Source organism: Agrobacterium tumefaciens, from assembly GCF_005221325.1.
Taxonomy (GTDB): domain Bacteria; phylum Pseudomonadota; class Alphaproteobacteria; order Rhizobiales; family Rhizobiaceae; genus Agrobacterium.
In genome coordinates this window covers 1,360,188-1,379,446 of record NZ_CP039889.1, presented here as the reverse complement: position 1 = coordinate 1,379,446, position 19,259 = coordinate 1,360,188, and the positions used below count along the sequence as shown (strand labels likewise).

Genomic DNA, 19,259 nt, shown 5'->3' with positions numbered 1-19,259 from the left:
ACGGGAGGCGGGAAGGCGAGCGATGCTCGGCTTCCCGCGTACCATTTTTAGTTCACAAGGTAGGTCCATGCACCACAAGACCTTTAAATCCAACATCGGTTTTCCGGAATCCGGCAAGGATTCCGACACGTTTATCGACCTCGACCGCCTGTGGGCCGCCGTGGTGCGTCGTGCCAATGTCATTGCCGTCTCCGTCATTGCCGCCGTGGTTCTGGCCGGCCTTTATCTGGTGCTTGCGACCCCCGTTTACACCGCGATGACGCAGGTGCTGCTCGATGAAAGCCTTTCCCGTTATGCGGAAGAGGAATCGCCGGTGCCCGCCGCGCAGATCGTCGACAACCGCATCGCCAGTGCCGTGGAAATCCTCAAATCCAAGGAAATGGCGCTGACCGTGGTCGACAAGGCCAAGCTCGACGAGAACGACACCATCGTCAATCCGCCGATGTCGCCGGTCGAACTCGTCAAGATCTCCGTCCGCGGTATCCTCGATCTCGTCCTGCCGGGCGATCCGCCGGTTTCCGAAGCCGCGATCCGCGCCGGACGCCGCGAAAAGGCCGCCGCCGTGCTGCAGCAGTCGCTGACGGTGGAGCGTGTTGGCCGCAGCTCGGTCATCGCCATCTCCACCCGCTCGACCGACCGGCAGCTCGCCGCGCAGATTGCCAAGACCTATGCGCAGGCCTACCTGACCGAACAGCTGAACGCCAATTTCGACGCCAGCGAACGCGCTTCCGTGTGGTTGCAGGAGCGCATGACAGACCTCAATCAGCGCGCCCAGGCGGCCGAGCTCGCGGTCCAGAAGTTCAAATCCGATAACAACATCGTCTCCTCGCGCGGCGAGTTGATGTCGGAAGGCCAGCTTGCCGATCTGAACGGCCAGCTGATCGCCGCGCAGGCGGATGCCGCGACAGCTTCGGCCCGCTATGGCCAGTACAAGTCCATCATCGACCGGGGACCGGACGTGGCCGTCGACAATGCCGTCGTTTCGGCCCGCGACACCGACAATTCGGTCATTCAGGATCTTCGCAAACGCTACATCACCATTTCCGACCGGCAGCAGGGTATCGTGCAGCAATTCGGTGCGGACCATCCGCAGGCTGTTGCGCTGGACGCTGAAAAGAAAGAGGTTTCGCGGCAGATCTATCAGGAATTGCAGCAACTGACCGGCAGCCTGAAGAACGAATACGACGTTGCCAATTCCCGCGTGCAGTCGCTGCGCGACAATATTGAAGGCGTCGCGGGGCGCAATTCGCAGGCCAATATCACCATGGTGCAATTGCGCGAACTCGAGCAGCGGGCAACCGCATTGCGCACCCTCTATCAGTCCTATCTCGGCCGCTTCGAAGAGGCCTCGCAGAAACAGTCATTGCCGATCGCCAAGGCCCGCATCATTTCCGAAGCTGGCCTGCCGACATCGCCTTCCAGCCCGAAAAAGACCATGACCATGGCGCTTTCGGTCATCCTCGGCCTGATGCTGGGTGGCGGTATCGCAGCGCTTCTCGAATTCCGCGATCGCTTCTTCCACACCGGCAATGATGTGCGTGACAATCTGCGCATGCGCTTCCTGGGTTACCTGCCCTTCATCGGTGAAAGGGGCGTGGAAAATGCCAAGACCGGCAACAGCGCCGCGACCCCCGGCGGCGAGAACGCCACGCTTGACGAAAGCGGGCAGGTTTCCTTCCAGAAAATGCTGCGCCTTGCCGTCGACAGCCCGCGCTCCAGTTTTGCGGAAACGCTGCGCAACGTGAAGCTGACGGCGGATGTCGTCATTCAGGAGCGCCAGTGCCGGGTGATCGGCGTCATTTCCTGCCTGCCGAACGAGGGCAAATCGGTCGTGGCGCTCAATCTCGCCGGGCTGATCGCCTCGACAGGCAAGCGCACGCTTGTCGTGGACGCCGATATCCGCAATCCCGGCCTCAGCCGCATGCTGACGACACGCCAATCCGCCGGCCTTGTCGAAGTCGTGCTCGATGAAGTTCCGTGGACGCAGGCGGTGAAGGTGGATACGCGCACCAAGATGGGCATCCTGCCGGTTTCCACCAGCAACCAGTTCGCCCATTCGAGTGAGTTGCTCTCGTCCTCCGGGATGCGCAAATTCATCGATTCTGCCCGCGAAGCCTGCGATTACATCATCGTTGACCTTGCGCCCGTCGTTCCCGTCATCGACGCCAAGGCCTTTGCGCCGCAGGTGGACGGTTTCGTCTTCGTCACCGAATGGGGCAAGACGCCGATCCAGATGGTGCAGAACCTGATGGCCAACGAACCGCAGATCGCCAACAAGACGCTGGGCATCGTGCTCAACAAGACCGACATGACGGAATTGCAGCGTTATGCTGGCCCCGGCGGTTCGGAGCATTATCACGAGAAATTCTCGGCCTATTACGGCGACGCAAAGCCGCCGGTGAAGGAAGATGCCTGATCATGAAACGGCCCGGTGAAAACCGGGCCGTTTTTTCTGCGAGGGTTCCATCGACAAACCGATGGCATTGCCCAGCGAAATGCGCATTGATGGCGGAAAGCCAAATCGCAAGCAGGACCCATCTCATGCCATCACCCATCGCCTTTGTTTCACGGATGAATGCGGAAACGGAAGCCGTCTGGAAACAGGCGCTGCGCGCCGCCATGCCGGAAGAAGACATCCTCGCCTTTTCCGAATTGTCGGACGACCAGAAACAGGCCGTGGATTTCGCCATCGTCGCCAATCCCGACCCTGCCGATATTGCCGCACTTCCGGGCCTCACATGGATCCACAGCCTGTGGGCGGGTGTCGAGCGGCTGGTGCTGGAACTGGGCGACAAGGCTCCGCCCATCGTTCGATTGAAGGACCCCGAGCTTTCCCGTGTGATGGCGGAAGCTGTGCTGGCATGGACCTATTATCTGCAGCGCGACATGCCCGCCTATCGCGAGAACCAGGAAAAGGCGCTCTGGCAGGAGCTGGACTACCGCCACCCCGGCGAGATGACCATCGGCCTGCTCGGCCTTGGGGCGCTCGGCACGGCGGCGGCGGAGCGCCTCACCCAAGCCGGTTTCAACGTCGCCGGCTGGAGCCGCTCGGAGAAGGCAATCGCGGGTGTGGAAACACTGAAGGGGGATGACGGGCTGCAGGCATTGCTCGAAAAAAGCGACATTCTCGTCTGCCTCGTGCCGCTCACCGATGCGACGCGCGGCCTTCTCGATGCCGGCCGTCTCGCCGTGATGAAACAGGGGGCCGCACTCATCAATTTCGCCCGCGGCGCCGTCATCGTCGCCGACGATCTGATCGCTGCGCTAGATGCCGGCCGGATTTCGCACGCGGTTCTCGATGTCTTCGAACAGGAGCCGCTGCCCACGGCTTCGCCATTCTGGCGGCACCCGAAAGTCACCGTCCTGCCGCATATTTCCGCCCCGACAAGCCGGGAGAGTTCGGCCCGGATCGTGGCGGGCAATGTCCGTGCCTGGCGGCAGACCGGCGGCTTGCCGGAAACGGTCGACATGATCCGCGGTTACTGAGCCGTAACAGGACGCCGGGCGGCCTATTCCGCCCCCGTCGCCTTTGCCGTATGGGCCTGTTCGACGGCCGAGACGATCTGCTGCTCATCATAGGGCTTGGTCAGCAGGACCGCGCTTTCAGGCGCCCCTTCCGGCAGATGGCTGTCACCCGTCGCAAACACGATGGCAAGCCCCGGCTTGCGGCGCAGGGCCTCCACCGCCAGCTCGCCGCCCTTCATGTCGGGCAGGCCGAGATCGGTAACGAGAACGTCTATCCGGTCCGCCTCGATAACCTTCAGCGCCTGCGCGGCATTTCCCGCTTCGACGACGGCAAAGCCGCTTTCCGACAGCATCTCCGTCGAATTCATCCGGATCAACTCATCGTCCTCGACCAGAAGGACGCGGATCGACCTGTTTTCACTGTCGACCGCGCTCGCGGCTTCGGAAGGTTTCGCATAACCCGCTGTGGCCGCCGGCCGTGCTCTCGACAGCGATACCTGCTTGCGATTGGCAATCACATGGCGAATGCGCCGTGCCAGCGCTTCGCGCGTATAGGGCTTGGACAACAGCTCCACCCCCGCATCCAGCTTGCCGCCGTGCACGATGGAGTTTTCCGTGTAACCGGACGTGAAAAGAACGGCGAGATTGGGCAGCCGCTCCTGCGCGCGGCGTGCCATTTCCCGGCTTTTCAAAGGCCCGGGCATCACCACATCGGTGAAGATGACATCGATGGGAATGCCGCTTTCCACCACCGTCAGGCCGGCCTGCGCATCACGGGCGGTCAGCACCCGGTAGCCAAGATCACCAAGCGTCTCGACGACGGTGTTGCGCACCTCTTCGTCGTCCTCCACCACGAGAATGGTTTCCGTTCCTCCCTCGACGGGGCCGGTCGGCATCACCACTTCCCTGTCCTCATCGGCAGCGGAGCGCGGCAGATACATCTTCACCGTCGTGCCCTGCCCCACCTCGCTATAAATGTTGACGTGGCCGCTCGATTGTTTCGCGAAACCATAGACCATCGAAAGGCCGAGACCCGTGCCCTTGCCCTCCGGCTTTGTCGAGAAGAACGGCTCGAAGACCTTTTCGAGAATCTCCGGCGACATGCCTGACCCGGTATCGGTAACGGCGAGCATGACATATTGCCCTGCCGAAACCTCCGAATGCTTGCGGGCATAATCGCGATCGAGCACCGCATTGCCAACTTCGATGGTCAGCTTGCCGTGCCCTTCCATGGCGTCGCGCGCATTGATGGCGAGATTGAGCAGCGCATTCTCCACCTGGTTGGGGTCGGCATAGGTGTTCCAGAGACCACCTGACGTAATGACCTCCACCTCGATCGCTTCGCCAAGCGAACGGCGCAGCAGATCGTCCATGCCGGTGACGAAACGCGCGATGTTGATGACGCGCGGCTCCAACGCCTGCCGGCGGCCGAAGGCCAGCAGCTGACTGGCGAGCTTTGCACCGCGATGGACACCGGCGAGCGCATTTTCCAGCCGCCTTTCGGCGCGTTCATTGCCGGCCACATCCTTCGACAGCAATTGCAGATTGCCCGCGATCACCTGCAGAAGATTGTTGAAGTCATGCGCCACACCGCCCGTCAGTTGACCGATGGATTCCATCTTCTGGGCTTGCTGCAAGGCCTTTTCGGTCTGGCGGCGCTCCGCCATTTCCATCTCGACACGCGCTTCAAGGCCTTCGTTCAATTGCCGAAGCTGCTCTTCCGCCCGGATGCGGTGACGAATCTCGCGCTCGAGATTGCTGGCATGTTCCTTGAGGGTGTCTTCCGATCGCCGTTGCTCGGTAATATCCGTGTGAACCCCGACCCATTCGGCAATAGCGCCGTCCTTGTCGAAAATCGGCACGCCGCGGATCGAAAAGATGCGGTAGACGCCGTCATGGCGCCGCACCCGATGTTCCCAGATGTAGGTCGACTTTTCCGCAACCGCCCTGTTCCAGCTGTCGACGGAACTCTGCCGGTCTTCCGCGTGAACCGCATCCGCCCAGCCAAAATCCTGATATTCTTCAGGGGTTTGGCCGGTCATGGCGGCCCAGGCAGGCTGCTCGCCCCGCATCCTGCCATCGGCGCTGTTAGTCCACAATACGCCGTGCACCGCCTCTACTGCTGCGCGGAAACGGTTGTTGCTGATGAGGATTTCCTGCTCCGAGCGCTTGCGTTCCTCGATGTCGATGATCAGCACATAGATGCCATCGATGGAACCATCCGTAATATAGCGCGGTACATAGCGGATTTCGGCGGCGCGCAGGCTGCCGTCCGGCCTGCGGATCACCGTGTCGGAAACGATCTTCTCACCGGCAAGCGCCCGGTCGAGATAGGCCCTGCGGGCCTCGAAAAATTCCTTGCCGACGATGTCGGGCACACTGTGGCCGATCACCTCCTCGGCGCGCCGGCCGAACCATTCCAGATAGCCGTCATTGGCGAATTTATAGACGTAATCACGATCGACATATCCGACCAGAATGGGCAGGGCATTCGTAAGCCGGGTAAGCTCCTTGCGACTCTGCTCCAGCGCCTCGATCGCCTTCACTTTTTCGGTGTTTTCGAGCACGGTGCATAAAACACCGTCCACCGTGCCGCCCTCGTTATAGATCGGCGTGTAGAACAGATCGAAGATCACCTCTTCGGGCACGCCATGTCGCATCAGCGTCATTGGCTGGTCGCGATAGGCCATCACCTCGCCGCGGAAACCGGCTTCCAGGATGCGGCTGTTCCAGTCCCATATTTCCGGCCAGATGCCGGGCACCGTTCCGCCAAGTGCCTGCGGGTGATAATTGCCGGCGATCTCGGCATAGCCGTCATTATAGATCATCACATGATCGTTGCCCCACATCAGCACCTGCGGAATGGGGGAATTGACGACGGAATTGGCCTTTTGCCTCAAATTTTGCGGCCAGTCGCAAATAGGACCGAGCGATGTCTTCGACCAGTCGAAGCGGCGCACAAGCTCACCCGTTTCACCGCCACCGATCGGCCATACCGGGGCAGCACGAAGATTGGTCATTCAACATCACCACGAAAATCGAGAGGAAACCTCCCGTAATACATGACGAGAGAAAAGTCCAAGAAAACAGAAACTTCCGCTTATTGTTCCCGACATTTTTTTAAAAATTCGAAAAGTTCCACAGGTCCCGAAATATCGTGATGCAAGCGCTAAAGAACTTGAGATTTCAGTAGCTTCACACCACGAATTTCTCAAAGATATGCCTCCAGGCGCCTGTTTGCTTGACGATTGGCATCCTCAATACGCCAGAAATTGCCGCAAACGGAATGGCCACAAAGGAATTATTAAGCCTCAATAAGGGTGCTGGCGGTCGCGGTGCCGTCAGCGCCCGGGTCTTCGCCACACCGCGACCAGAGGGAACAAAAATGAAAATACTTTTGGGTGCCACAATTCTTTCTGCCGGCTTCGCCTTTTCAGGCGGCGCGGCCTATGCCGCCGACTGCGGAAACGTGACGATCGCCAGCATGAACTGGCAATCCGCCGAAGTCGCCGCCAATCTCGATAAATTCATTCTTGAAAAAGGTTATGGTTGCTCAGCCGAAATCGTGACCGGCGACACCGTGCCGACCTTGACCTCCATGGCCGAAAAAGGCCAGCCGGATATCGCGCCTGAGGCCTGGGTCAGCCTGCAGCCGGAAATCGTCAAGCAGGGCCTGGAAGGCGGCAAGGTCGTCGCAGCCGCCAAGATCCTGTCGGACGGCGCCGTCCAGGGCTGGTGGATTCCGAAATATCTCGCCGATGCCAACCCCGATCTCAAGACCATTCCTGACCTTTTCAAACACCCCGAACTGTTCCCCGCGCCGGAAGACAAGTCCAAGGGCGCCGTGTTCAACGGCCCGCAGGGCTGGGGCGGCACGGTCGTCACCGCACAGCTTTTCAAGGCTTTCGGCGGTGAAAAGGCTGGCTTCACCCTCGTCGATACCGGTTCCGCCGCAGGCCTCGACGGCTCCATCGCCAAGGCTTACGAAGCCAAGCAGCCTTGGGTCGGCTATTATTGGGCCCCCACCTCGCTGCTCGGCAAATATGAGATGGTGAAGCTCGGTTTCGGCACCGAATATGATGCCGCCGAATGGAAGCGCTGCACCTCGGTTGCCGATTGTCCGGACCCGAAGCCAAATGCATGGCAGGTCGATGACGTGCAGACGCTCGTCAGCAAGAGCTTTGCCGACCGTGCAGGCCCGGCTATGGACTATCTCAACAAGCGCGCCTGGACCAACAGCACCGTCAACAAGCTGATCGCCTGGATGACCGACAACCAGGCAACCGGTGAAGACGGCGCCAAGCAATTCCTGAAGGAAAACGAAGCCCTCTGGAAGGGTTGGGTTTCTCCTGAGGTCGCGGAAAAGGTCAAGGCCGCCCTTTAAAAAGCGCGTCCTCACATATCTGCCCGGCAACCGGCGTCCGCCAGTGGCGACGCCGCGCCGCATCGGTTCCGGGATGCCTGTCGGCTTCCGGGTGATGATGCGCCGGTTCAACAGAGCGTTCCGCCCTGCGTCCTGAAGGACGCGCGGCGCTCTGGCGATTTTACCCCCGGAGTGCGGAGGATATTGATCCCCGCCTCCGGTTCTTCATGGAGAACAGGATATGGAATGGCTTTTCAAATTTCCGACCATGAATGACGATGCTCTGCGCGCGCTGAAAAAAGTCATCGACGAGGGATTCCGGGGATTCACCCGAACCTATGGTGGCGCGATAGAGGGGCTGTTCACACCCCTGCAGAGCTTTCTCATCTGGGCGGAAAGGCTTTTGATCGGTGCGCCCTGGCCGGTCGTTATTCTTATTGTCGGCGCGCTTGCCTGGTTTGGCAGCCGCAGCGCCACCATCGTTTCACTGTGTTGCGGCATTCTTTTCGCCATCGGCTGGTTCGGCATGTGGGAAGACACGATGAAGACGGTCTCGATGATCTTCGTCTGCGCGGTGATGTCCATCGTCATCGGCCTGCCGATCGGCATCGCCATGGCACGGTCCAACCGCCTGCAGAACGTGGTCAATCCCGTCCTCGACGTGATGCAGACGATGCCGAGTTTCGTTTATCTCATTCCCGTCGTCATGCTGCTGGGCATCGGCCGCGTGCCCGGCGTCATCGCCGTCATCATCTACGCCATTCCGCCCATGATCCGGCTGACCAATCTCGGTATCCGCATGGTCGACCACGACGTGCTGGAGGCGGCCGACGCTTTCGGTTCCTCCAAGCGCCAGAAACTGTTCAAGGTGCAGCTGCCGCTCGCACTCCCCACCATCATGGCCGGCATCAACCAGACCATCATGATGGCGCTCGCCATGGTCGTCATCGCCTCCATGATCGGCGTGCAGGGTCTTGGTCAGCCGGTGCTGAAGGCCATCGCCAACCAGTATTTCACGCTCGGCGTGTTCAACGGGCTTGCCATCGTCGGCATCGCCATCATCTTCGACCGCATCAGCCAGGCCTATGGCCTTCGCCTGCAAAAACACCGGGAAGTGGCGCATGGCTAGTCAATCGATCGAAATTCGCAGCCTCTACAAGATTTTCGGCTCCAAGGCGGCAAATCATGTCGAAGCCGTGAAGGCCGGCATGTCCAAGGCCGAGCTCAACACCACGCATGGCCATGTGCTTGGCCTGCGCGACATCAACATCACCATGCCGGGCGGGCAGATCACCGTCATCATGGGCCTTTCCGGCTCGGGCAAATCGACGCTGATCCGCCACGTCAACCGGCTGATCGACCCGACTGCCGGCGAAATCCTCTATGGCGGCACCGATGTCTGTCGCCTCAACGAAGCAGATCTTCTGGAATTCCGCCGCCACAAGACGGCGATGGTATTCCAGAAATTCGGCCTGCTGCCGCATCGCAACGTGCTGCAAAACGTCGTCTACGGCCTTGAGGTGCAGGGCGTCGACAAGCGCGAGCGCGAGGAACGGGCCGAAGTCTGGATCAGGCGTGTAGGGCTCGAGGGTTTTTCCAACCATTATCCCAACCAGCTTTCCGGCGGTATGCAGCAGCGTGTCGGCCTCGCCCGCGCACTGACCAACAATGCCGAAATCCTTTTGATGGACGAAGCCTATTCCGCACTCGATCCACTGATCCGCGTCGACATGCAGACGGTGCTTCTGGAACTGCAGAAGGAGTTGAAGAAAACCGTGGTCTTCATCACCCACGATCTCGACGAGGCGCTGCGGCTCGGCGACAAGATCGCCATCCTGCGTGACGGCGAGATCATCCAGCAGGGCACGGCCGCCGAGATCGTCATGTCGCCAGCCGACAGCTATATCGAGGCCTTCGTGGAAGAGGTCAATCGCGGCAGGGTCATTCGCCTCGGCGCCATCGTGCAGCCGGAATTCTCCGGCCAGTCCCGCCTTCAGCTCGATGCGGATATGACGGTTGAGGAAGGCCTGCGTGCACTCGTCCGTGAAAATGTCAGCAGCGCCACGGTTGTCGGGGAAAATGCCAAGGTACTCGGCACTGTTACCACCGATGCCATCATGCGCTGCCTCGTCAGGACCGCGAATAGTGAGGAAGGCGGCATGGCGGAGCGGCTGTCAGGCTGAACCTTCAAGCCATCTGGCCATACCCTTCGCCGCCGCCTTGCCGGTGGCGAAGCAGGCGGTCAGCAGATAACCGCCGGTTGGCGCTTCCCAGTCCAGCATTTCCCCGGCAACGAATATGCCGGGGATGCGTTCCAGCATGTAGTTTTCATCGACACCGCTCCATGCGACGCCGCCGGCTGCCGAAATCGCCTCGGCAATCGGCCGCGGCCGCAGGAGCGGTATCTCCATGTGTTTTACTCTCGCTGCGGCAAAATCATCCGGCATGGCCGCGATATCGGGGAATATCTCCCGCAGCAGCCCGACCTTGACGGCGGAGAGGCCGGCGGCCTTACGCATGCGGTTTGCGAAACTCTCCTTCCGGCCAAGCTTTGCCAGGTCGCGGCTGAGCCGTTCCACCGTGCGTCCGGCTGCAAGATCAATCGCGAGTGACGCGCTGCCCGTCTGTTCCAGCCGGTCGCGCAGTGCGGTGGAATGGGCATAGACCACGCTACCCTCGATGCCGTGCTTCGTTATCACGAATTCGCCCTGAAAGGCTCCGGCCGGAGACATGGTCACGGTGGATTTCACGGCCTCGCCGGCAAAACGCTGGCGGAAAATCTCGCTCCAATCGACATCGAAACCGCAATTGGCGGGACGGAAGGGGGCGATCTCCACACCTTTGGCCGCCAGCACCGGCACCCAGGCGGCATCGGAGCCGAGCCGTGGCCAGCTCGCACCACCGAGCGCCATCAGCACGGCATCGGCCTTGATGATGACCTCGCCATCAGGCGTTGCAAACACCAGCCGGTCGCCCGAAAAACCCGTCCAACGATGCCGCGTCCTGATGGTGACGCCCTGCGCTTCCAGCCGGACGAGCCAGGCGCGCAACAATGGCGAAGCCTTCATCACCCTGGGAAACACCCGGCCGGAGGTGCCGACAAAGGTTTCCTGCCCCAGCCGCTCAGCCCAGCCGCGCAGCATGTCAGGCGTGAAATCATCGAGAGCAGCATGCAACCTCGGTTCCGCCTCGCCAAAACGGTGGCGGAAACTGTCGTAATCTTCGGCATGGGTGATGTTGAGGCCGGATTTTCCGGCCATCAGCAATTTGCGCGCCACGGTCGGCATCGCCTCGAACACCGTCACGGCATGGCCCGCGGACGAGAGCATCTCGGCCGCCATCAGCCCCGCCGGCCCGCCGCCGATAATCGCGACCTGCCTTCCCTCGCTCAAAACCCTCTCCATAGCCATCTTTACCATTGAGAGCCTTATACCGATTTCCGGGCGCGAATATATGCGATATTGAACGCGTATGTTCACCCTCGACCGCTCCGTCACCTTTTCGCAGGATATCAAAAAAAGCCGCTTCATCGCCTTTGCCGCACCGGTAACCGGTGAGGAGGATGCGAAGAACTTTCTGGCAGTGCATTCGGACCCCGATGCCAACCATAATTGCTGGGCCTGGCGAAGCGGCCAGACCTATCGTTTCAGCGACGACGGCGAGCCTTCCGGCACGGCGGGAAAACCGATCCTTCAGGCGATAGACGGTCAGGCGCTCGATAATGTCGCGGTTGTCGTCATCCGCTGGTTCGGCGGCATCCTGCTCGGCAGCGGCGGGCTGATGCGCGCCTATGGCGGCACGGCGGCGGCCTGCCTTCGGCTGGGCGAGACCTCACCCGTCATCGCCTATGTAAGCGCGACCTTGATCTGCCCCTTCTCCGATCTGGCGCTGGTGAAATCGCGGCTGTCTGCCACGCCGAACCTGCGACTGGAGAGGGAAGATTTCACCGGCACCGGCGCGGATATGCTGCTTTCCGTTCCGGCCGAAGAAACCGAACGGCTGACCCGGCTCTTGAGCGACCTGACCAGCGGGCGCGTCAATCTTCACATTCCGGACTAGAACATGTCCAGCGACTGTCCGAATGCGTAATTCGTGCTAAGGAAGCGATATGTCATCTGAGTTTTCCAACCCCATCTACAATCCGCCTCTCGACCCCTGGCTCACCATCGTGCACCGGGATGACGACCTGCTGGTGCTGGACAAGCCGAGCGGGCTTCTCTCCGTGCCAGGGCGCGATCCGGCGCTTTCCGACAGCCTGATGACGCGGGTGCAGAAACAGTTCCCCAAAGCGCTGATGATCAACCGGCTGGACAAGGACACGTCAGGCATCGTGCTGATGTCCCTGAACCGCAAGGCGCATGCGGCGATTGCCGCCCAGTTCGAGAAGCGTGAGACGCGCAAGTCCTATGTGGCCATCGTCTGGGGCGCGGTTGCGGGCGAAGAGGGCGAAGTGGACCTGCCGCTGGCAATCGATCCCGACAACAAGCCCCGCCACCGCGTAGACCATGAAAATGGCAAGCCGGCGCAAAGCCTTTGGCGGGTATTGGAGCGATTGCCGCTTCCTGCGACGAGGTTGGCGCTTACGCCCCTCACCGGCCGCACCCACCAATTGCGGGTGCATATGAAGGCGCTTGGCCACCCCATTCTCGGCGATGAATTTTATGCCGAAGGTGAAGCGCTCGCCGCCGCACCGCGTCTGATGCTGCATGCGCAAGAGGTGGGCTTTCGCCACCCCGATGGCCGCGACGTCATCTATACCGTGCCCTGCCCGTTCTGAGGTTGCAGATGAAGGAAGAAAACGAAAGTTTCGTGGTGGATTTTGTCGGCGGCGCGGTCGGCCACCGTTTCCGCTCCGGCGAAGGGCGCGGACAGGCCCTGCCGAAAGCCGCCGGTTTTACCAAAGGCCGCACGCCGAAAATCGTCGATGCCACGGCCGGTCTGGGGCGGGATGCCTTCCTGCTCGCGTCGCTCGGAGCTGACGTCACCCTTATCGAACGATCACCGGACATGCATGCCCATCTGGCCGATGGTATCAGCCGCGCCCTGGAGGCGGGCGGCGCTTATGCCGAGGCGGCGGCGCGCATGACGCTGCTGCAGGGTGATTCCCGTCAATTGCTGAAAGAGCTTTCACCCGAGGTTGTCGTCATCGACCCCATGCATCCGCCCCGCCACAATACGGCGCTGGTGAAAAAGGAAATGCGCGTGCTGCGGGAACTTGTGGGTTCCGATCCCGATCAGGTGGAGCTGATGCAGGTGGCGCTTGAACATGCGACGAAACGGGTGGTGCTGAAATGGCCGCTGCGGGCCGAGCCGATGCCGGGCATTCGCAAGCCCTCGCATCAGATAATGGGCAAAAATACCCGTTATGATGTCTTCATGATCTTCGGAAAATCTGCCGATCCGGAGGAATGATTAGCGGAAGCTGGGCTTGCGCTGCGCGTTCATCAGAAGCTCGTGCCGGGAGGCGAACTCGCCGAACAGCTTTCTGAGCCTGACTTCCTCGGTCTTATCCAGCCGGTAACGGCGGCAGAATTCCGCGACGTTGAGGATCGGCTTCGGTCTGTTCCCGTCTATCGTCTTGTTGTCGATGATCTGCATGGCACCCTCCGTGTATCAGAGGTCAAACGTCGCTCATGCCTCGCGGTTCCCTATGAATTCGCATGGATGAGAAAGAAGCGTGGCGTCTGCACGCGCAATGATCAAGTTTTCTTGAAACTCTCGAAGGAAACGAAATCCTCCCCAAATGGTTTCCTGCGTGACCTAAACGAAGGAAGGGAGACCCATGTTCCGCAACAACCGATTTCTGAGTTCGACGATCCTGTGCGCGATGCTCGCCGTGCCGCTTGCCGGCGCCGCCCACGCCCAGACCACCGCCGAGACGAAGCGGGCCAATGCACCGGATCAGAAACCGGCTTTTGAAGGTCAGACCCGCGCACCGCAGGCCGCCACCCAGCCAAGCATCGAAAAAACCGTTATCGCCGAGGGTTTGCCGCATCTGTGGTCCATGGAATTCCTGCCCGATGGCCGCATGATCGTCGCCGCCAAGGAAGGCGCCATGCACATCATCGCCGATGGCAAGGCCAGCCCGGCGATAGAAGGCGTGCCTGAGGTCGCCTCCGATGGGCAGGGCGGTCTTCTCGACATAGCACTGGCGCCGGATTTCGAGACATCGCGCAAGATATTCTTCTCCTTCTCCGAACCGCGTGATGGCGGCAACGGCACTTCAGTAGCCTCCGCCCAGCTGACCGAAGAGGGCGGCACGGCAAAGCTGGAAGACGTCTCGGTGATTTTCCGCCAGATGCCGACCTATGACGGCGACAAACATTTCGGCTCCCGCCTCGTCTTCGGCCCAAACAACGAGCTTTACGTCACTGTTGGCGAACGTTCGGACGCGAAGCCGCGCGTGCAGGCGCAGGATCTGTCGAGCGGTCTCGGCAAGGTCTTCCGCATCGATACCGAAGGCAAGGCGTTTGAGGGCAACCCCTTCGCCGGAAAGCAGAATGCGCTTCCCGAAATCTGGAGCTATGGTCACCGCAACATGCAGGCGGCGGCACTGGATGGAGAGGGCAGGCTCTGGACCGTAGAACATGGCCCCAAGGGCGGCGATGAGCTGAACCTGCCGAAAGCGGGACTGAATTACGGCTGGCCCGTCATCACCTATGGCGTCGAATATAGCGGCCGGTCCGTCGGTGACGGTGTCACGGCCAGGAAAGGCATGGAGCATCCGGTCTATTATTGGGACCCGGTCATCGGCCCGTCGGGCATGGCCTATTATGATGGCGAACTGATTCCCGAATGGAAGGGTGCCTTCATCGTCGGCGGTCTGGTGAGCCAGGGCCTCGTCATTCTGCACATTGACGGCGACAAGGTCGCGACCGAAAGCCGCCTGCCGCTCGAAGCGCGTATCCGCGACGTGAAGATCGGGCCGGATGGCGCGGTCTACGCCGTGACCGAAGAGCGCGGCGGTGGAGACTCGCAGATTCTGCGGATCGCCAAGGCCGGTTGAGAAAACTCATGATCGGAGCGACAGGCCGCCGGAACGAAGGCGGCCTGTTTTTCGTTTGCCGCAGCGTGAAACCTGCCGGGAAAAACAATGCCACAACCGCCGACCCGCCTTCTTGCCAAAATCGGACTTGCCTATGTCAATGATCAGGAGCCGGGTATTGCCCGCGAGAAACGCGGGCGCGGTTTCTGCTACCGGTTGCCGGGCGGCGAACTCCTCTCCGATAGCGTCGAACTGAAACGCATCAAATCGCTCGGCGTGCCGCCCGCCTACAGGGACGTATGGATATGCATCGACCCGGCAGGCCATCTACAGGCCACCGGCTTCGATGCGCGCGGGCGAAAACAATATCGCTATCATCCCGACTGGCACGCGCTCCGGGGTGAGACGAAGTTCTTCCAGCTGAAAAGCTTCGGTAAGGCCTTGCCCGCCATCCGCCGCCGGGCCATTGCCGATGTCGAAAAGCAGGATCACGGGCAGGAGATGACGCTCGCGGCGCTTACCCTATTGCTTGATGCGGCCTATCTGCGCGTCGGCAACCGCTCCTATCTCGAAACCAATGGCACCTATGGCGCGACGACCCTGCTGAAACGCCACGTCTCCTTCGGTGAGACCATCGAACTGCGGTTTGCCGCCAAGGGCGGTCAGAAAGTGAAGCGGCAGTTACGCCACCCGCGCCTTCAGAAAATCCTCGAGGAAATCGCCGATCTGCCCGGCAAGGAACTCTTCGTCTGGCAGGATAGCGAAAACCGGGTGCATTCCGTCGATTCCAGCGACCTCAACGCTTACCTCTCCCGCATTGGCGGTCAGGGCATTTCGGCCAAGACCTTCCGCACCTGGGGCGGAACGCTTGCGGCTTTCTGCAACGCGATGGAACATGTGGCGGCGGGTGAAAAACCGAGCATCAAGGGCATGTGCCAGGCCGCGGCAGCCGAGCTTTCCAATACGCCCGCCATCTGCCGCAAGAGTTATGTGCACCCCGCTGTTCTCGACATTGCGACAGAAGAAAAGGCACGAAAAAAACTCGGTCGCATCCTGAAGGTCGGCGCAAAGCCCGTCTCCGGCCTCAGGGCCGATGAAAGGCGGCTGCTCGCCTTTCTTCCCTAGCGGTCAGCGGCTAGCAGCCCACTCCGCCAGATCCCGCTCGGCCCTTTCGAGAGCGCTGTAATTCAGGAGCTTGCGCAGGAAAGCCACGGTCACGGCGCGGGTCCGGAGATTGTACCGCCCTTCCGCTTCGTCATCGCCGGCTGCCTGATGCACATTCAGTTTCTCATAAAGGCTCTGCAGCCGGTTTTGCACACTGCGCAGCGACAGGTTGCGGCGGCGCGCAATCGCTTTGTCTGTAAGGCCGAGCGCGACGTCGACAAGGATTTCATATTCGGAATCGGTAAAGCCATGCGCTTTTCCGAGGCTCTTTTCCTGCAACCCGCGCACTTCCCGGTCGATCACACATTGCGCCTCGATGAAGATGCTGCGCAGCGCCAGCCGCAGACGATCATCGGAGGCCGATTTCAGCACATAGCCGTAGGCGGCGCCTTCAGGCACGATGCGGGAAACACCGCGCACATAGGCCTCGTCCGAATAGTTCGACCAGAACAGGATGCGTGTGTCAGGCCTTTCCTTCCAGATGGTGCGCGCCGCCTCGATGCCGTTGCGCTCGTTCATCTGCAAATCCATGACGATATGGGCCGCCCGGTTTTCGCGGGCGAGTTTTTCGCCGGTTCTGCCATTTGCGGCCTCGAGAACCTTGTCGCATTCCGGCAGAGCAGCTCTGACAGCCTCATTCAGATAGGCGCGGTGCAGCGCATCGTCCTCGACGATCAGCACGTCCATGTCACACATCCTCCCGACTGTCGAAAGCACCTTCCGGCAAGGTCACGGTGATGCGGGTTCCCGCCCCGGTGCCGTTGCCGCCAATATCGAATCTCGCCGAAATCAGCCGCGCCCGCGTCTTCATGTTGCCGATGCCGAGACCGCCGGAGGCCGCGCCGTCGCCGCCTCCATTGCCGTCATCGCTGACCGTCACCCTCAGCCCGCCATCGACGGCGCTGAGGTTCACGGCAATCGTTTCCGGCTGGGCATGGCGAATGGCGTTATTGACCGCCTCCTGCACGATGCGGAAAAGGGAAATGGCCACCGTCTTGTCGAGCCTCTCCACCAGCCCGTCCGTCTCATCCGTGACAGACCACACGATTGCCGAACCGCTGTCGCGCACGGAGCGATCCACGTAGGTCTCGATCGCCTCAACGACGCCGAACAATTGCAGGATCGAGGGTTTTGCCTCCTCGATGATCTCACGCAGGTCCTGCATGCAATGCTGCAGGCTGCGCACAACCGGTTCCAGCATCTCGCCCGAGACATCGGTCGAATGGCTCATGCGCTCGATGCGACGCGCAAGCCGCGTCAGATCGGCCAGCGTCTGGTCGTGCAGGTCCATGCCGATGCGTTGCCGCTCGGCCTCCAGCGCCTCCGTCAATTGCAGCGCGCCGAGGCGCAGACCTTCTTCGCGGGCATTGGCGCGCGCCTCCTCGATGGCCGAGCGTTTGGCCTGTTCGGCGGCGCGGATGGCGTAGAAATAGGGCGCCAGCAGATCGGCGACCGCGCGGGCATTGGCCACATCCTCCATCGTATAGGCATTCGACTGGTGCGAAGAGCAACTGAGCGCGCCGATAATGTCGCCATGCACCTTCATCGGCACATGCAGGCGGCTATGCAGGCCAAGTTCGATGATCGGGCTTGAAAACGACCCTTCGAAATGAAAGCGCGGATCGGCGCATGCATCGCCACTCAAAAGATATTCGACCGCACCTGACAGCAGGGACCGGATCGGGCTGCCGGTCAACAGGGCGGGCGGCTGCCGGCTCCAGGCGCTGACCAGACCACTCTCATAGGCGATGTGATATTTATCATCCAGCTGCTTGATGCAGACATCCATATGGTCATGCGGGATGATATGGCTGATCTCGGTGGCGACAGCCTGAATGATGGCGTTAAATTCCAGCTGCCCGGCGAGCAGCCGCGAAATACCCATATAGTGGTGGAAAAGAGCGCTTTTCGGCGTATCCAGCATATACGGACGCCCTCCCAAGCGCCTGCCTTATCGACATCAGGCGGCGCAGTTCGACACATCAGTACGCCGCATCATTCATTCTGCGCCCGGCAATGCCGTTTCGTCCTGCGGGTTCCCGCATGCTTTCTGCGGAAACCCGCAGGAAGATTGCCGTGATCTGCCTATACAAGCCAAATCTTCTTGGTCATTCTCGCTTGTACTGGGGAACGGAGCTCCAGTGCAACGGGATTTCGTCTGCCGCCGAGGAGATTTGCGGCAGGTGAAGGTTCCGGACCCCGAAAGGGCAAGCCACCAGGGAGGAAATCAATGGCTTTCAGAAAGATGCTTCTGGCATCGGCCGCTGTCGCATGCGCAGCTCTGCCGATCACCGCTCAAGCCGATACGTCGGCTAAAAAAATTGCGCTTTCAAACAATTATGCCGGCAATTCCTGGCGTCAGGCGATGCTGACGAGCTGGGACAAGATCACCAAGCAGGCCGTGGCCGACAAACAGGTGGCCGCCGCTGACGCCTTCACCACAGCCGAAAACCAGGCGACCGAACAGGCTGCCCAGATCCAGAACCTCATCCTGCAGGGTTATGACGCCATCGTCATCAACGCCGCTTCGCCGACCGCGCTCAACGGCGCGGTGAAGGAAGCCTGTGATGCCGGCATCACCGTCGTGTCCTTCGACGGCATCGTCACCGAACCCTGCGCCTGGCGTATCGCCGTCGACTTCAAGGCGATGGGCGCAAGCCAGATCGATTATCTCGCCAAGGCCATGCCGAAGGGCGGCAACCTGCTCGAAATCCGCGGTCTCGCCGGCGTTTCCGTGGATGACGAAATCCATGCGGGCATCGCCGCCGGTGTCGCCAAGAACCCGCAGTTCAAGATTGTCGGTTCGGTCAATGGCGACTGGGCGCAGGATGTCGCCCAGCGCGCCGTCGCCGGCATTCTGCCCAGCCTTCCCGAAGTCGCCGCTGTCGTGACCCAGGGCGGTGACGGTTACGGTGCCGCACAGGCCTTCGCCGCTGCCAAGCGCCCGACACCCACCATCGTCATGGGCAACCGCGAGGACGAGTTGCAATGGTGGAAACAGCAGAAGGACGCGAGCGGCTACGAGACCATGTCGGTCTCCATCGCCCCCGGTGTCTCGACGCTCGCTTTCTGGGTGGCGCAGCAGATTCTCGACGGCAAGGACGTGAAAAAGGACCTGACCGTTCCGTTCCTGCGCATCGATCAGGGCAATCTTGAGGAGAACCTTAAGAACACCCAGAAGGGCGGCGTCGCGAATGTGGAATATTCGCAGGAAGACGCCAAGAAGGCCATCGCATCGGCCAAGTAAGGCCGGGCACCGTCCGATGTGACCGATTGCGGCGC

The 19,259-nt window shown here is 60.9% G+C and carries 16 protein-coding genes; 11 read left to right on the top strand and 5 right to left on the bottom strand.

The window, feature by feature from the left end; genetic code table 11:
- The first annotated feature begins 67 nt into the window (after positions 1–67).
- Both CFBP5499_RS21180 and CFBP5499_RS21175 read left to right on the top strand, forming a co-directional pair.
- On the top strand, positions 68–2,416 hold the full coding sequence (locus CFBP5499_RS21180; protein ID WP_173989506.1) for a polysaccharide biosynthesis tyrosine autokinase: 2,349 nt from the start codon (positions 68–70) through the stop codon (positions 2,414–2,416).
- 125 nt (positions 2,417–2,541) lie between these two features.
- Positions 2,542–3,486, top strand: coding sequence for a 2-hydroxyacid dehydrogenase (locus tag CFBP5499_RS21175; RefSeq protein ID WP_080830149.1), 945 nt, complete (start codon positions 2,542–2,544; stop codon positions 3,484–3,486).
- A 23-nt stretch (positions 3,487–3,509) separates the two neighbouring features.
- On the opposite strand, the gene CFBP5499_RS21170 is transcribed toward CFBP5499_RS21175, so the two are convergent.
- Positions 3,510–6,485 (bottom strand): PAS domain-containing protein, encoded by a 2,976-nt coding sequence (locus CFBP5499_RS21170; protein ID WP_137066447.1) that lies wholly within the window; start codon positions 6,483–6,485, stop codon positions 3,510–3,512.
- Positions 6,486–6,850: 365 nt separating this feature from the next.
- Here CFBP5499_RS21170 and CFBP5499_RS21165 point away from each other — a divergent pair, with 365 nt between their 5' ends.
- From CFBP5499_RS21165 to CFBP5499_RS21155, 3 genes are all read left to right on the top strand, one after another.
- Positions 6,851–7,849, top strand: a complete 999-nt coding sequence (locus tag CFBP5499_RS21165; RefSeq protein ID WP_080828530.1) for an ABC transporter substrate-binding protein — start codon at positions 6,851–6,853, stop codon at positions 7,847–7,849.
- Between the two features lie 220 nt (positions 7,850–8,069).
- Entirely contained in the window at positions 8,070–8,957 is an 888-nt protein-coding gene (locus CFBP5499_RS21160; protein ID WP_080828532.1) for an ABC transporter permease, read from the top strand.
- Positions 8,950–10,011 carry a quaternary amine ABC transporter ATP-binding protein gene (locus tag CFBP5499_RS21155; protein WP_080828534.1) on the top strand — a complete coding sequence of 354 codons (1,062 nt, stop codon included), beginning with the start codon at positions 8,950–8,952 and terminating at the stop codon, positions 10,009–10,011. The genes CFBP5499_RS21160 and CFBP5499_RS21155 overlap by 8 nt, the downstream gene beginning before the upstream one ends.
- Here CFBP5499_RS21155 and CFBP5499_RS21150 read toward each other — a convergent pair.
- Entirely contained in the window at positions 10,003–11,247 is a 1,245-nt protein-coding gene (locus tag CFBP5499_RS21150; protein ID WP_175416844.1) for a TIGR03862 family flavoprotein, read from the bottom strand. The genes CFBP5499_RS21155 and CFBP5499_RS21150 overlap by 9 nt on opposite strands.
- A gap of 52 nt (positions 11,248–11,299) precedes the next feature.
- Between CFBP5499_RS21150 and CFBP5499_RS21145 the strand changes: the two genes are divergently transcribed.
- From CFBP5499_RS21145 to CFBP5499_RS21135, 3 genes are read left to right on the top strand one after another with little or no spacing between them, the layout of a single operon-like run.
- On the top strand, positions 11,300–11,887 hold the full coding sequence (locus CFBP5499_RS21145; protein ID WP_080830150.1) for an IMPACT family protein: 588 nt from the start codon (positions 11,300–11,302) through the stop codon (positions 11,885–11,887).
- Between the two features lie 49 nt (positions 11,888–11,936).
- Entirely contained in the window at positions 11,937–12,605 is a 669-nt protein-coding gene (locus tag CFBP5499_RS21140) for a pseudouridine synthase (protein ID WP_080828539.1), read from the top strand.
- Positions 12,606–12,613: 8 nt separating this feature from the next.
- A complete protein-coding gene (locus CFBP5499_RS21135) occupies positions 12,614–13,240 on the top strand; it encodes a class I SAM-dependent methyltransferase (RefSeq protein ID WP_080828541.1) in 627 nt (208 codons plus the stop codon).
- On the opposite strand, the gene CFBP5499_RS21130 is transcribed toward CFBP5499_RS21135, so the two are convergent.
- Positions 13,241–13,426 (bottom strand): hypothetical protein, encoded by a 186-nt coding sequence (locus CFBP5499_RS21130; protein ID WP_080828544.1) that lies wholly within the window; start codon positions 13,424–13,426, stop codon positions 13,241–13,243.
- A 184-nt stretch (positions 13,427–13,610) separates the two neighbouring features.
- Here CFBP5499_RS21130 and CFBP5499_RS21125 point away from each other — a divergent pair, with 184 nt between their 5' ends.
- Together CFBP5499_RS21125 and CFBP5499_RS21120 are read left to right on the top strand one after the other, a co-directional pair.
- Positions 13,611–14,834 (top strand): PQQ-dependent sugar dehydrogenase, encoded by a 1,224-nt coding sequence (locus tag CFBP5499_RS21125; protein WP_080828547.1) that lies wholly within the window; start codon positions 13,611–13,613, stop codon positions 14,832–14,834.
- A gap of 87 nt (positions 14,835–14,921) precedes the next feature.
- Positions 14,922–15,938 (top strand): DNA topoisomerase IB, encoded by a 1,017-nt coding sequence (locus tag CFBP5499_RS21120; RefSeq protein ID WP_080828550.1) that lies wholly within the window; start codon positions 14,922–14,924, stop codon positions 15,936–15,938.
- Positions 15,939–15,941: 3 nt separating this feature from the next.
- On the opposite strand, the gene CFBP5499_RS21115 is transcribed toward CFBP5499_RS21120, so the two are convergent.
- Positions 15,942–16,664 (bottom strand): response regulator transcription factor, encoded by a 723-nt coding sequence (locus tag CFBP5499_RS21115; RefSeq protein ID WP_080828556.1) that lies wholly within the window; start codon positions 16,662–16,664, stop codon positions 15,942–15,944.
- Between the two features lies 1 nt (position 16,665).
- On the bottom strand, positions 16,666–17,901 hold the full coding sequence (locus CFBP5499_RS21110; protein ID WP_080828559.1) for a GAF domain-containing sensor histidine kinase: 1,236 nt from the start codon (positions 17,899–17,901) through the stop codon (positions 16,666–16,668).
- Between the two features lie 306 nt (positions 17,902–18,207).
- On the opposite strand from CFBP5499_RS21110, the gene CFBP5499_RS21100 reads away from it, so the two are divergent.
- Positions 18,208–19,224: an ABC transporter substrate-binding protein gene (locus tag CFBP5499_RS21100; RefSeq protein WP_080828561.1), complete on the top strand. Its 1,017-nt coding sequence runs from the start codon at positions 18,208–18,210 to the stop codon at positions 19,222–19,224.
- The last annotated feature ends 35 nt before the right edge of the window (positions 19,225–19,259 follow it).

Excerpts from the sequence above, each read along its gene's own strand:
- CFBP5499_RS21150 (WP_175416844.1), bottom strand. The coding sequence starts at position 11,247 with ATGGTAAAGATGGCTATGGAGAGGGTTTTGAGCGAGGGAAGGCAGGTC.
- CFBP5499_RS21165 (WP_080828530.1), top strand. The coding sequence starts at position 6,851 with ATGAAAATACTTTTGGGTGCCACAATTCTTTCTGCCGGCTTCGCCTTT.
- CFBP5499_RS21140 (WP_080828539.1), top strand. The coding sequence starts at position 11,937 with ATGTCATCTGAGTTTTCCAACCCCATCTACAATCCGCCTCTCGACCCC.
- CFBP5499_RS21175 (WP_080830149.1), top strand. The coding sequence starts at position 2,542 with ATGCCATCACCCATCGCCTTTGTTTCACGGATGAATGCGGAAACGGAA.
- CFBP5499_RS21120 (WP_080828550.1), top strand. The coding sequence starts at position 14,922 with ATGCCACAACCGCCGACCCGCCTTCTTGCCAAAATCGGACTTGCCTAT.
- CFBP5499_RS21125 (WP_080828547.1), top strand. The coding sequence starts at position 13,611 with ATGTTCCGCAACAACCGATTTCTGAGTTCGACGATCCTGTGCGCGATG.
- CFBP5499_RS21115 (WP_080828556.1), bottom strand. The coding sequence starts at position 16,664 with ATGGACGTGCTGATCGTCGAGGACGATGCGCTGCACCGCGCCTATCTG.
- CFBP5499_RS21100 (WP_080828561.1), top strand. The coding sequence starts at position 18,208 with ATGGCTTTCAGAAAGATGCTTCTGGCATCGGCCGCTGTCGCATGCGCA.
- CFBP5499_RS21130 (WP_080828544.1), bottom strand. The coding sequence starts at position 13,426 with ATGCAGATCATCGACAACAAGACGATAGACGGGAACAGACCGAAGCCG.
- CFBP5499_RS21160 (WP_080828532.1), top strand. The coding sequence starts at position 8,070 with ATGGAATGGCTTTTCAAATTTCCGACCATGAATGACGATGCTCTGCGC.
- CFBP5499_RS21110 (WP_080828559.1), bottom strand. The coding sequence starts at position 17,901 with ATGCTGGATACGCCGAAAAGCGCTCTTTTCCACCACTATATGGGTATT.
- CFBP5499_RS21180 (WP_173989506.1), top strand. The coding sequence starts at position 68 with ATGCACCACAAGACCTTTAAATCCAACATCGGTTTTCCGGAATCCGGC.
- CFBP5499_RS21155 (WP_080828534.1), top strand. The coding sequence starts at position 8,950 with ATGGCTAGTCAATCGATCGAAATTCGCAGCCTCTACAAGATTTTCGGC.
- CFBP5499_RS21135 (WP_080828541.1), top strand. The coding sequence starts at position 12,614 with ATGAAGGAAGAAAACGAAAGTTTCGTGGTGGATTTTGTCGGCGGCGCG.
- CFBP5499_RS21170 (WP_137066447.1), bottom strand. The coding sequence starts at position 6,485 with ATGACCAATCTTCGTGCTGCCCCGGTATGGCCGATCGGTGGCGGTGAA.
- CFBP5499_RS21145 (WP_080830150.1), top strand. The coding sequence starts at position 11,300 with ATGTTCACCCTCGACCGCTCCGTCACCTTTTCGCAGGATATCAAAAAA.